The sequence below is a fragment of the Shewanella sp. SM32 genome, assembly GCF_025654235.1.
Taxonomy (GTDB): domain Bacteria; phylum Pseudomonadota; class Gammaproteobacteria; order Enterobacterales; family Shewanellaceae; genus Shewanella; species Shewanella oncorhynchi.
The window spans coordinates 14035-26290 of the sequence record NZ_JAKKRO010000035.1 but is presented as its reverse complement, the minus strand read 5'-3'; the positions used below and the strand labels follow the sequence as shown (position 1 = coordinate 26290).

Here is a 12256-nt window from a genome sequence, read left to right as displayed (position 1 = left end):
GCACAATCCCAACAATAAAGGAGTATTCGTTATGGGTTTTAATGAACAAGAAAAACAAGCCTTATTAGCACTCAAAGGCGTTGGCCCGACGGTAATTAAACGCTTCGAAGAAATTGGTATCAGCTCACTACAACAACTCGCCCAACACGAAGTGGATGATATTGCTAACTTAGTCGCCAGCATGCTGCGCACCACTTGCTGGAAAAATAGCCCACAAGCGCGAAATGCGATAAGTGCGGCCATCGACCTCGCCCGCGCGCAATAATAGTTCCCCATTGATACTAAAACATCCAACTAGAGTTAAGAAGTACATGTCAGCACACTTAGCCATACCCCTTTTTGCTATAATTTTACTCGTCTACGGAGAAACTGCCTCTGCCAACGATAGCAGTTTTGGGGATGCTAATGGCTCTATTACCTTGAAATATCAGCCTAATATCAGTATGGATAAAGAGTCCCTCTTCATCAGCGAGACCGAAGTCAGGGTCGATTATGTGTTTACCAACACCAGTTCGCAGGATCTTATCGTCCCCATCGCCTTCCCCATGCCACCAATGTTTTTTGGCTCCGCCGATCACAGCAGCATTGATAACTTCACCCTTAAAGTGAATGGCAAAACCCAGCCAACTCAGCACAGGCTTGTTGCCCAACTTGCCGATAAAACCGATATTTCAACCGAGCTGAAACAGCTTGGCTGGGGTGTAGATGAAGTCGCTTACTTTGCCGAATATGCCGAAGTCCCCAAGGGTAAACCCGCACTCCCCAAGCAATGGTTGGATGAGGACCAACAAATCGCCTTTACCCTAAGCGATTACTTTGTGTGGGAACAAACCTTTCCCGCGGGCCAATCTGTCTCCATCAGCCACAGTTACACGCCAAGCCTCTCAACGGGCATCCCCGATACTGCCAATAGTATTATCGATACTTACACTGAACTGGCCTGTTTAGATGAAAGCGCCAAGCAAGGTATTCGGAAGCGTAATCTCGTTGTCAAACAAGACGGTGAAGATCAGGAGATTGGCGTCGAATGGAGCCATCTTAGCTATATTTTGGTCACAGCTAATAACTGGCAAGGGTCGATTAAGGACTTCAAACTCACCCTAAAAAAATCCCAGCCCACAGATCTTATTAGTTTGTGTTTTGATGGCGAGCTTAAAAAAACTGACCCACTCACCTTTGAGTTCCAGCAAAAACAGTTCACGCCAAAGCAAGATCTCAGCGTCCTGTTTATTCGTAAACCGAATTTTGAATAATCAAAAAAGAAGCCAGCTAAGTGCTGGCTTCTTTATAACTCGCTATTTTTAATTTAAAAACTATAAGTCATACCTAACCAGTAACGTCGGCCATCTTCGATATAACCGTATTCCTCTTGGGTAATTTCCTTATCGAAGGCGTTATAAATGCCCACACTAAATTTCAAGCTATCGTTCAACTGGTAGTTAGCCCCCAAATCCAGCAGAGTATAAGAAGGGGCGATTAAACTGCTCGATGAAGGTCCTGTCGTCGGTTGGCTCTCTTCGCCACGGTAGTTCACCCTTAACCAAGTGCTTAAATTATCAATAGGCTCGTAGTTGAAAGACGCTTGGATCAAATGCTTAGGCAATTGATTCAATGGGCTACCTTTATAAACACCTGTCTTTTGCTCCGAATCCGTATAGGTATAGTTACCCGTCAAACTCAAGTTTGAGCGAATGCGATAGTCGAAACTCAGTTCAATCCCTTGGGTCACAGCTTCGTCGACGTTCACATAAGTCGTTGGATTAGAACCAAATTGATTTGGGCCATCAGTACATTGAGTCGCAGGACAGGCAACGCGGGTGATCTTGTCATTAAACTCGTTATAGAACACACCCGCGCTGGCGGTAATGCTCTCGGTCAGATCAGAATACAAACCTAACTCGTAGTTAACTGAAGTTTCAGGTTGTAAATCTGGATTACCGTACATGTTGCCACCACGGCTGACTTGTCCCCAGTCGGGCACTGTCTGACGTAAACTCGGCGCCCTAAACCCTGTTGATACACCGCCCTTTAAGGTGGTGCTATCGGTTAATCCCCACACGCCATAAACGCGCGGACTGACATGATTACCAAAGTTTTCATCATCATCCAAACGCAGCCCCATGGTCAGAGCAAAGCTATCGACAATGCGCCATTCATCCTCGGAAAACACCGACCATTGTTTGCGACTAATATCAGTTAAGTCACTCACTTGGTTACCTGTTTCGTCGGTTAAATCTTGATGGTTGAATGCTGCGCCAAAGGTCGCTGTATGACTTTGGCCTAACGTAGTGATAAGGCTAGATTGCGCATCCGTGTTAGTGATTTTCATCTTACGGGTTTTATTATCAAACACTTCATGCTTGATATAGCTATCCGAAGTACCAAAGTCCCAACGACCTGTATGTGAAAGGGAGAAGGAGCTGTTTTCATATTCTGTCGTTGAAGATTCAGGGCAACCGCGACGACCACAGGCTTCGCCCGGTGCTAACGGTGTGACGGTTTTACCTAAACTGCTGTCGAGTTCTTGGTTAGAAGTGCCAACTTCAAACATGATATCGTGATTTTCATTAGGCGTGAGCGCAAATCTCGCTGTCAGATTAGTCGCATCGCGACCTCGGTAACCACCATAGATTTGATCTTCTTCACGCTGGGTATATTGACCATAAAGTTGCATCCCTAGCAGATCTTTGATCAAACCACCGTTGACGAAAAAGTTGCCTTGATACACATTTCCCGAGTCAGACTTTTCCTGCAAAGTGCTGTCGAGTCGCACCTCACCCTGCCACTCGTTTGGCACTTTGCGAGTGATAATGTTAATTACCCCACCAATGGCATCCGAACCATAAAGTGATGACATAGGCCCGCGAACAATTTCAATTCTATCGATGGCCGCCAATGGTGGCGTCCAAGCGCCTTCAACGCCTGGGCCGTCACTGTTGGTCCGTGTCTCGCGCGAGGATTGGCGTTTACCATCCACTAAAATTAACGTGTATTGGCTGCCCATGCCCCGCAGACTGATATCCTGACGGTCTGCACCGCCCGTAATCACTACGCCGGGCACTTCTAACATGGCATCGGTTAAGTCGCGGTAAAAGCGGTTATCCAGATCCTCACGGGTGATCACGCTGATAGAAGCCGGCGCATCGCGAATTTGCTGTTCAAATCCCGATGCAGTCACCACGATTCTTTCCATCATCTTTTCTTTATCTGACGCGGTATCCGCAAGGGCATTAGTTACTGGTACTGTGGGCAACAAACATAAAGCGGTGATCACTTGAGCAAGGTACTTCTTACGACTTAACAACATAACCGACAAGTCTCCATTGAGCAAAGATTGTAAATGAGAACAATTTTCAATACGGCAATGTATCTCTATGTTACAATCAGCTCAAGTTAGACTTTAGGTATTCACTTGTAAGAGTTACTTAAAAATGAATAAAAACATGATCAAAGGGATGATCGTTTTTGCGACAATCGCAGAAAAGGGCTCAATGAGTGCCGCAGCGCATCAATTAAATCTCAGCTCGTCGGCGGTAAGTCAGCAAGTGACCAAGCTCGAAATGGACATGGGGATCAGCCTATTCCACCGCAATACCCGCAACCTCACACTCACCGAAGCGGGCAGTTTGTTCTATGAGAATTGCCGCAAGGTCATAGCGATAGTCGAAAGCACAGAGCAGAAACTTAATAACTTGAAAGGTATTCCATCAGGGGAATTAAAGATTGCCGCGCCTATAGGATTTGGCGGCGGCCTGTTAAGCGAACCTTTTAATTACCTGTTGGCAGCACATCCACAGATAAGTTTGAATTTACTGCTGCAAGATGGCCCGATAGATATAGTCAACGACGGTATCGATCTGGCGATTTGCATCGGCCCCTTATCGGATTCCAACCTAATTGCTCGCCATTTAGCCGATTGGCGTATGTTACTGTGCGCCTCACCTAATTATCTGCCAATGCATAAAAACCTTAGCCACCCAACGGAGTTAACTGAATTAAATCGGATCTATCACACTTATGCTAAAGGCGATATCTTAACCCACGCCTTCAGCCAAGAGTGTTTTGAACTGACAAGCCCGCGAATTAGCGTCAACAATATGCAGGCGTTAATTCAACTCACACTCGATGGTCTAGGATTTGCCGCCCTGCCCGAACCTGAAGTACACAAATACCTCGAAAGCGGCCAACTGGTCACCCTATTACCCGAATGGTCACTCAATACCTACAGTGTTTATAGCGTAACGTCGGCGCGAGATAAGCAGCCCGCAAAAGTGAAAGAAGCGCTCAATGCACTTAGCCAATACTTTAGTCAGGCAGATTTTCACCAAGCCTATCATGTTAATCTGGGCCATCAAAAAGATAGCGTAAACGATAACGTAACCAATATCTTACCAATTAAAACTAAGAAAAAGTCACATCATCTTGATGTTGGTCACGCATCTTGAGGATACCTTACACGCATTCATTTCTGCGCTAAGCTGGGGTATTCTGCGGTGATAAACCGATAAAAAGATGTAACTCGATGAAAGATGTGGCCTTAGTGTTGGAAGGTGGTGGCCTCAGGGCCATTTATACCGCAGGTGTATTAGACGCGTTTTTACAGCAGTCACTTCACTTCAACTATGTAATTGGGGTATCTGCAGGTGCCATTTATCCCGCGTCCTATGTATCCCGCCAATTTGGTCGCAATCTCCACATTCAGCAGCAATATCTCAATGACAAACGCTATATGGGCATTCGCCATTGGCTGGCAACGGGTAATTATGTCAATACAGACTTTACCTACCGTCGCATGGCTTATGAGTTGCTGCCATTTGATTTTGATACATTTTTAAATAGTAATACCGAATTCAAGGTCGGCGCCTTTAACTGCAATACAGGAAACACCGATTACTTTGGGATGGCCGATTTTAATGAACACGATAAATTGCTCGACGTGCTCATTGCCTCCTCTAGCCTGCCTTTTATGTCTAAACCCAGCGTGATTAACCAACACCATTACCTCGATGGTGGCATCGGCGAACCGATACCGTTAGCGCAATCACGCAAAGATGGTTATGCACGCCAAGTGGTGATCTTGACTCAAGATCAGCATTACCAAAAATCCGCGATGAAAATGAATTGGTTAGCCCGCAAAACCTATAAACGCTACCCCGCAGTTGCCCATGCGTTAAGTGAGCGCCACCGAGTTTATAATCAAGCATTAACCGAGTTAGACCAAGCCGTTGCAGCGAAGAACGCCTTTGTGATCCGTCCAGCACAACCACTTAACCTATCGCGGCTCGATCGCAACATCGGGAAAGTAACCGCCGTCTATCAGCAAGGCTTAGCAGATGGGCAAAATATTTTGCCCGCATTAATCACTTGGTTAGCAGCACCAAAACTGCCTAAATCTGAAGTGTAATCGAACGCAGCACTTGACTAATAATCAACTCTCGCAGCCATTTATGGCTCAAGTCGTGTTCGAAGTGTTTGTGCCACATCAATAAATACGCACCGGGGATCAGCTTGATGGGTGATGGTAAAGACTGAAGCTCAAAAGACTTCATCACAGCCAAGGCATAGCGCGAAGGTGCACAGAGGATCAAATCGCTCTGTTCACACAGGGTGAGAGCACTCTGAAAGTCGGTCATATTCACGGCAATATCCCGTTTACGGCCCTCGAGTTGCAACACATCATCCAGCAACCAATGCTCTAAACCGCCAAAGGCCACTTGCAGATGGCGATAACTCAAGAAGGTATCTAAATTCCATTCTTGTGTTAACGCCGGATGATCACGACGCATCAAACACACTGGATAATCCTGCACTAACTCAACATGGCATAAGTCATCGGGAATGTTATTCACATGCATGGGTGAACGCTCATCCCACTCGCGACAACCTATGGCTAAGTCGATGTCGCAACGCAGTAATCTGTCCATGGTATCGAGTCGCCACGTTTGGCAATTGAGACTCACACCGGGCGCTTGAGTGAGCAACATGGGCATAAAATGGGGAAAGGTCAGTGAATAGGTGGTTTCGACCAAATGCATTCTAAACTGTCGTTGGCTCAAGGCGGGTTCGAAGGTGTCCGGCCGAGTAAATTGCGCCAATTGCTGTAAGCATTGGCGCAACTCAGGTGCGAGTGACAAAGCCTTGGGTGTCGGTTTTAGGCCGTAGGCGGTACGTTCAAATAAAGGATCATCAAACACTTCCCTCAGACGTGTGAGCTGTTTACTCACCGCCGACTGGCTCAAATGCAACCGCGCAGCAGCGGCGGTCACGCTTTGCTCCTCAAGTAGAATTTCGAGTACGGGCAGTAAATTCAGATCCAAACGTTTTAGCATCTATGCCTCATTCACCCCAAAATAATGACTAGGGTTGCACTTTTTTAAATGGATTTAACCTTAAATTCTGCGGCAATTTCATCAATAACAGTGACAATAAAATCACCGCTATTCCCATCCATTGGCGCATATCTAAAGTTTCCCCCACAATCATGACCCCTAATGATACGGCAACCACAGGGTTGACTAAAGCGACCATACCCATGATTTCTGGCCCTAAGTTTCTCATAGACCACAGCCAAGCCCAATAGGCAACGGCGGTGTTGGCAATCACTAACCATATCAGTGAAGGTACAAGCGTCATACTCGGTAGCTGCGGTGGCCCTGCCATAAACCAAGCCAGTGGGATCAGCATCAAACCGCCCAATAATAGCTGCCACGCGGTCAGCACTAAAAAGTCGCCCACATCCCACTTTTGCATCCAGCGAGAAGAAAAGGCAATTAACGTAGTGGCGCTCAACATGCACAACACGCCGATAGGATCGAGATCCGCCGAAGGGTTAAGCAGTAAAATGACCCCACCTAATCCCATCAAACCTAATAATAACCACTTCATTCCTGGGCGTTTTTTATCAATGAGCCAAGCCAGTATTAAGAAGATGAGCGGCAGAGTGGCCCCTAAGGTTCCCGCCACTGCGCCCGGCAAACGGTAAGCGCCGATAAATAGCAAGGCGAAGAAGGCACCAATATTACAAAAAGCGAGCAAACCAAGCTTTGACCAAACCAAAGTTGGCAAACGAGGACGCAGCATCAGCATTAATATCCCCGCAGGCAAGGCACGCCACACGGCTACCCAGTAGGGCGACATGTCATGTAAGTAGAGACTCACTAACGCATAGGTAGTCCCCCAAAATACAGGAGCGAGTAACGCAATAATAAAGGGCATAATGACTTCTAAAAAAGTATCTTGATATTGAGATATATTACTTTGAGATAATAAAACAGGCAAGCCTTGAGATAACAATTCCACCGATTACAACCTCTATTGCATGAACTTAGCCAAATCCACCCACAACAGACACTGCGCTTGGGCACCGTTTGCCGTATAATCGGCCGTCATTTTCTACAGGCGGGCCAGTATGTTCCATATCGCACTCTATGAGCCAGAAATCGCACCTAACACAGGTAATATCATTCGCCTTTGCGCAAACAATGGCTGCCAGCTGCATTTGATTGAGCCATTAGGTTTTGATCTAGAAGAGAAAAAGCTACGCCGCGCGGGTTTGGACTATGCCGACTTAACCAATGTGACTCGCCATAAAGACTTCGATACTTTCCTCGAAGCCATGACGGGCAAGCGCATTATGGCCTGCACCACTAAGGGGAGTCGCCCGCATACTGAGCTGAGTTTTGCCGAAGACGATGTGCTGCTATTCGGTCCAGAAACCCGAGGTTTACCGATGGCGATTATCGAATCCATCCCCACTGAGCAGAGACTACGCATCCCCATGGCGGCCACCAGCCGTAGCCTCAATCTCTCCAATGCAGTGGCGATTATCAGCTATGAAGCGTGGCGCCAACTGGATTTTGCTGGCGCACTTTAAGCGCTATCGAAGGTAAATCGCGGATTTGCGGCTAAGGAGATGGCGCGACTGGCGTCATCTCTATCCCACGAAATAGCTGGTAGCGATCAACATCATCGTCTAAATATTGAATATTCTGCGTCCATTGCCATGCGTTAGCTTGAGCACCCGCTCCCTTTGCCTCAAACAGTAATTGAATTAACGCAGACCGAGCAGTCACCACGCCCTCACCCAGCAAAGAATAATCGCCATTTTGACGATATAAGCTAAAGACCTGCTGCTTCTCTTGGGACACGCCATCGTAATAGGTCAACAACACTTGCTCGCCCTGCTCCCTAAACCACCAGGTTTCACTATAGGGCGCACGCGTGCCAACACTCACAGACAATAACAGCTGCCGCTTATCATGGGAGCAAAATCCGGTGACTGTCACTTTTCGTGGCGCTTCCCCCACTTTGGCGGCATCGCCTCCCCATTGACCAGTAAACTGAGGGCAAAACTCACTAAAACTTACCCTAGCCGCGTGCGCAGCCAGAGGAATAGCAGCACTCAGTGCAATTGCCACTCCCCATAATAGTCTTAATCGGTTGATTTTATTCTGCATCTACCTAGTCCTCAGCCGAAATATCACCCTAGATTAGCCTGTAATTCCGCCATCAACAAATCACAATTAGCCGACAACCATTCACAGATGCTTACACAAAGCGTCCCGCTATGGGTTATCACTCAGTTTGCTTTCATGCTCGGTTTCTATACTCTCGAATCTGCACCACAAATAAAATCATTATAACTATATGTATGATAAGGAGACTCACAGTGAAGAAGACAGGAATCTTATTGCTCTGTCTGTTGATGCCATTCGGCTCAGCATTTGCGGAGCAGAGTAAACCGCTCTCGGTGGAATTGCTCTGGCAACTTAAGCGTATTGGTAGCCCAGTCGTATCGCCCTCTGGTGAGCATATTATTGCGCCAGTCACAGAATATGATCTGAAGGAAGATAAAGGTTCGACCCAGTTATGGCGTTTTGATGGCGAAGGTAAAAATAATCGTGCTATTACAGTCAAAGGGTTAAAGGTGAGCGAGCCCGTGTTTTCGCCCGACGGCAAAACCTTAGCCTTTGTGAGTGAGCGAAATGAAGACGACGCAGGCCAAATCTACCTATTGCCTATGGACGGTCCGGGTGAAGCGCAGCGCTTAACCGACATACCTACTGGCGTAAATGGTATTAAATGGATTGGCAAGCATTTGTATTTCATCAGCAATGTATTCCAAAATCAAACATGGGACGAGATGAAAACCCAACTAAAAGCCGACGAGGACAATAAGGTCTCCGCTCGCCAGTGGAACGCTTTGCCCTACGCTCAGTTTGATCACTGGTTAGATGAACGTCGCCAAGCCCATGTATTTAGGCTCCCCGCTTCAGGCGGCGAAGTCGAATCCGTGACGCAAGCACTCGGCCATGAGTTACCACGCTCGAGCCAAAGCAGTTCAAGTTACGATATTTCGCCTAATGAACGCTTAATTGCCTTCAGTACTTATGGCTCAGACAACCGTGTCGACCCTAAACTGGATATTTTCCTTGCGACGATTGGCAGTGGTAAAGCAGAGAATATCACCCCAGAAAATCAAGCCGCAGATGCTGATCCCAGCTTTAGCCCCAATGGCAAAACGCTGGCTTTTACCCGTCAGAAAATCCCCGGTTTCTATGCCGATACTTCAAGGCTGATGTTACTGGATATCGATAGCCGTAAACTTAATACGCTAACACCAGAGTGGGATCGTTCGGTCAGCCAATTTAATTGGACCCCCGACAGTAAAGGCTTTTATGCCACCATCGAAGATGCCGCCACTAACCGCATTTATCATATCGATGCCAAAAACGGTAAAGTCAAAGCCATTACAGAGGCAACTGACTTTAGCCAACCCGCCATAGGTAAAGACGGTGAACTGATTGCCACCAACGAGAGCTTTTTGCACCCAGCGCGCTTGGTCAGCATTAATCCCCGCAATGGTAAGACGGTACGCCTAGAGAATTTTAATGACGATATTCTCAAAGATGTTGATTTAGGCACTTACGAATCAGTGACCTACAAGGGATATCAAGATCAAGATATTCAAATGTGGGTTCACTATCCCCCCGGATTCGATCGCAGTAAAAAATATCCACTCTTTATGCTAGTTCACGGCGGGCCACACAACGCCATTACTAACGGTTTCCATTACCGTTGGAACGCACAAACCTTCGCCTCTTGGGGATATGTCACTGCTTGGCCAAACTTCCATGGTTCTAGCGGCTTCGGACAAGCGTTTGCCGATGCGATTAACCCAGATTGGAAGAATAAATCCCTCGAAGATGTGCTCAAGGCTGCCGACTGGTTTAAACAGCAAAGCTGGATAGACAGCGACCGCATGGTGGCGGGTGGCGCAAGTTACGGTGGTTATCTGACCTCAATTATTTTAGGCCAACCACATCCCTTTAAAGCCTTGTTGATCCACGCTGCGGTTTACGACATGTATTCACAAATGGCGTCGGATTTTGCCGTGCACAGCACCCGATTTGGCAACTACTGGGATAATCCTGAGCTGTATAAAGCCATTTCTCCGCATTACTTTGCAGCTAACTTTAACACTCCGACCTTAGTCAGCCACGGTCAGCTCGACTACCGGGTACCTGTGGGACAAGGATTTGAACTGTTCCGCACCCTGCAAACTCGCAATGTGGAATCACGGATGATTTACTTCCCCGATGAAAATCATTGGGTTATGAAACCCAATAACTCTATCTATTGGTATAATCAAGTGAAGGATTGGATGACCCATTATGCTAAGCCGGGCGCGCAATAGCACCTAGAACAGAAAAGCAAAAGGTCTGCACTATGCAGACCTTTTCTTTATTGAATCAAGCCTCGCAATAATAGCTTATTGGCCAAATCCTGTGGCGTTAATATCGACAGTTTGCACTTTGCCGTACTTAGCAGCAATCGGTGCAATCTTAGCCGCATTGCCAATCAGCACAAATTGCAGATCTTTTTGCGGGAAGTAAGTTTTCACTAACCTTTGGGTTTCTTCTAAGGTCAAACCATCCACCTTAGCTTGGAACTCATTGATAAACTTATCATCGAAACCGTATAGATACATGCCAGATAAGAGCCCCGCCAGCTGCCCTGAGGTTTCAAACTGAGGCGGGAACTGGCCCTTAACGTAGGCTTTAGCCGAATCTAAGGTCGCTTGATCTACACCTTTTTCCCATAAACGTGCATAGGTTTTTAAGGCTAGATCCATCGCTTCTTGAGTGGTTTCCGTCTTAGTGAAAGTGCTGATTGTGAATACGCCCGAATCGGTATAAGGGCTAAAACCTGAGCGTGCGCCATAGGTTAAGCCTGCGTTCACCCGCAGCTCGTCGTTAAGCCAAGAGGTAAAACGACCACCTAAAATAGTGTTCACTACCGTTAAACCTACATAGTCTGGATTGTCACGACTAATACCTAAACCGCCGATCACAAAGGTGGTTTCGATAGCATCGGGTTTATCCACCAACAAGACTTTGGCCTCGGTCAACTGAGGCAAACCTCGGTTTAAATCAGGCTGCACCAGTTTTTCGCTGCCCTGCCACTGACCAAAGGTTTGCGTCAGCTTGGCTTTCATCGACGCCACATCAAAGTCACCCACGACAGTTATCGCGGTATTGGAAGGTTGATAGTAACTCTTATGGAAGGCGCGCAACTGCGACACTGTCACTTGCTCCAGTGAATCACGGTTACCCGAAGCCGCATTGCCATAAGGATGGGCACCGAATACGAGCTTATCGAAGTAGCGACCAATCACCGCCCGCGGGCTTTCTTTATCCTGCTGCAGCCCAGCAATCGCGCGCTGTTTGAGTTTATCGAACTCGGCGGCATCAAAATCAGGCGTTAACATCGCCGCGCTAAATAAGCCCAGCATCAAGTCAATGTCCTTCGCCATAAAGTCAGCACTCAGATAACTGCCTTCCTTATCCGCTTCGGCCACTAAACTTGCACCGAGAAAATCCACTTGCTGCTCGATATCCGCCTTAGATTTCCCCGCCGCACCTAACAACAAACCTTCTGCTGTCATTTGTGCCACGCCTGCGGTGGTGTCATTCACTGCACCGGCGCGTACCACGGCATTTAAGGTAATTAACGGCACTTCGCGCTGCGGCATTAAGTACACAGTTAAGCCGTTATCTAACACAAACTTATCGTAACTTGGCATCGCAAAGCTGCCAGTATCGACCCGCTTTGGTGCCGATGTCGCCGCGCAGCCCGCTAAGACTAAGCTTGTGCCTAAAGCCAATGCTGCCATTAACTTAGAAGGTTTTCCGAGTGATACCATCTTAAGTGATTTCATTGCTGTCGATTTCATTGCTGTCGATTTCATTGTCAT

At 47.2% G+C, this 12256-nt stretch carries 11 protein-coding genes; 6 read left to right on the top strand and 5 right to left on the bottom strand.

The window, feature by feature from the left end:
- Positions 1-31: 31 nt before the first annotated feature.
- A complete protein-coding gene (locus L5M10_RS14580; protein ID WP_011787794.1) occupies positions 32-265 on the top strand; it encodes a hypothetical protein in 234 nt (77 codons plus the stop codon).
- 46 nt (positions 266-311) lie between these two features.
- The gene (locus tag L5M10_RS14575) at positions 312-1253 is read left to right on the top strand and encodes a DUF4424 domain-containing protein (protein ID WP_263162316.1); all 942 of its coding nucleotides are present in this window, start codon (positions 312-314) and stop codon (positions 1251-1253) included.
- 53 nt (positions 1254-1306) lie between these two features.
- Here the strand turns inward: L5M10_RS14575 and L5M10_RS14570 are convergent, their stop codons facing one another.
- A complete protein-coding gene (locus tag L5M10_RS14570; RefSeq protein ID WP_263162318.1) occupies positions 1307-3307 on the bottom strand; it encodes a ligand-gated channel protein in 2001 nt (666 codons plus the stop codon).
- Between the two features lie 124 nt (positions 3308-3431).
- On the opposite strand from L5M10_RS14570, the gene L5M10_RS14565 reads away from it, so the two are divergent.
- Positions 3432-4445 (top strand): LysR family transcriptional regulator, encoded by a 1014-nt coding sequence (locus L5M10_RS14565; RefSeq protein ID WP_263255474.1) that lies wholly within the window; start codon positions 3432-3434, stop codon positions 4443-4445.
- Between the two features lie 77 nt (positions 4446-4522).
- Entirely contained in the window at positions 4523-5404 is an 882-nt protein-coding gene (locus L5M10_RS14560; RefSeq protein ID WP_263255473.1) for a patatin family protein, read from the top strand.
- Here L5M10_RS14560 and L5M10_RS14555 read toward each other — a convergent pair.
- Together L5M10_RS14555 and L5M10_RS14550 are read right to left on the bottom strand one after the other, a co-directional pair.
- Positions 5388-6329: a LysR family transcriptional regulator gene (locus L5M10_RS14555; protein WP_198572366.1), complete on the bottom strand. Its 942-nt coding sequence runs from the start codon at positions 6327-6329 to the stop codon at positions 5388-5390. The genes L5M10_RS14560 and L5M10_RS14555 overlap by 17 nt on opposite strands.
- 28 nt (positions 6330-6357) lie before the next feature.
- Positions 6358-7215 (bottom strand): DMT family transporter, encoded by an 858-nt coding sequence (locus L5M10_RS14550; protein WP_131525530.1) that lies wholly within the window; start codon positions 7213-7215, stop codon positions 6358-6360.
- A gap of 193 nt (positions 7216-7408) precedes the next feature.
- On the opposite strand from L5M10_RS14550, the gene trmL reads away from it, so the two are divergent.
- On the top strand, positions 7409-7873 hold the full coding sequence (gene trmL, locus L5M10_RS14545) for a tRNA (uridine(34)/cytosine(34)/5-carboxymethylaminomethyluridine(34)-2'-O)-methyltransferase TrmL (protein ID WP_263255472.1): 465 nt from the start codon (positions 7409-7411) through the stop codon (positions 7871-7873).
- A gap of 31 nt (positions 7874-7904) precedes the next feature.
- Here trmL and L5M10_RS14540 read toward each other — a convergent pair whose 3' ends face one another.
- Positions 7905-8456, bottom strand: a complete 552-nt coding sequence (locus L5M10_RS14540; RefSeq protein WP_263255471.1) for a hypothetical protein — start codon at positions 8454-8456, stop codon at positions 7905-7907.
- Between the two features lie 212 nt (positions 8457-8668).
- On the opposite strand from L5M10_RS14540, the gene L5M10_RS14535 reads away from it, so the two are divergent.
- Complete coding sequence (locus L5M10_RS14535; protein WP_263255470.1) at positions 8669-10696, top strand: alpha/beta hydrolase family protein; 2028 nt, start codon at positions 8669-8671, stop codon at positions 10694-10696.
- Between the two features lie 75 nt (positions 10697-10771).
- On the opposite strand, the gene L5M10_RS14530 is transcribed toward L5M10_RS14535, so the two are convergent.
- Positions 10772-12250, bottom strand: coding sequence for a M16 family metallopeptidase (locus tag L5M10_RS14530; protein ID WP_263255475.1), 1479 nt, complete (start codon positions 12248-12250; stop codon positions 10772-10774).
- Positions 12251-12256: the final 6 nt, after the last annotated feature.

What these genes read in the sequence shown, in the direction of transcription:
- L5M10_RS14580 (WP_011787794.1), top strand. Translation starts at nt 32, where the DNA reads ATGGGTTTTAATGAACAAGAAAAACAAGCCTTATTAGCACTCAAAGGC.
- trmL (WP_263255472.1), top strand. Translation starts at nt 7,409, where the DNA reads ATGTTCCATATCGCACTCTATGAGCCAGAAATCGCACCTAACACAGGT.
- L5M10_RS14530 (WP_263255475.1), bottom strand. Translation starts at nt 12,250, where the DNA reads ATGAAATCGACAGCAATGAAATCGACAGCAATGAAATCACTTAAGATG.
- L5M10_RS14565 (WP_263255474.1), top strand. Translation starts at nt 3,432, where the DNA reads ATGAATAAAAACATGATCAAAGGGATGATCGTTTTTGCGACAATCGCA.
- L5M10_RS14540 (WP_263255471.1), bottom strand. Translation starts at nt 8,456, where the DNA reads ATGCAGAATAAAATCAACCGATTAAGACTATTATGGGGAGTGGCAATT.
- L5M10_RS14550 (WP_131525530.1), bottom strand. Translation starts at nt 7,215, where the DNA reads ATGCCCTTTATTATTGCGTTACTCGCTCCTGTATTTTGGGGGACTACC.
- L5M10_RS14575 (WP_263162316.1), top strand. Translation starts at nt 312, where the DNA reads ATGTCAGCACACTTAGCCATACCCCTTTTTGCTATAATTTTACTCGTC.
- L5M10_RS14560 (WP_263255473.1), top strand. Translation starts at nt 4,523, where the DNA reads ATGAAAGATGTGGCCTTAGTGTTGGAAGGTGGTGGCCTCAGGGCCATT.
- L5M10_RS14570 (WP_263162318.1), bottom strand. Translation starts at nt 3,307, where the DNA reads ATGTTGTTAAGTCGTAAGAAGTACCTTGCTCAAGTGATCACCGCTTTA.
- L5M10_RS14555 (WP_198572366.1), bottom strand. Translation starts at nt 6,329, where the DNA reads ATGCTAAAACGTTTGGATCTGAATTTACTGCCCGTACTCGAAATTCTA.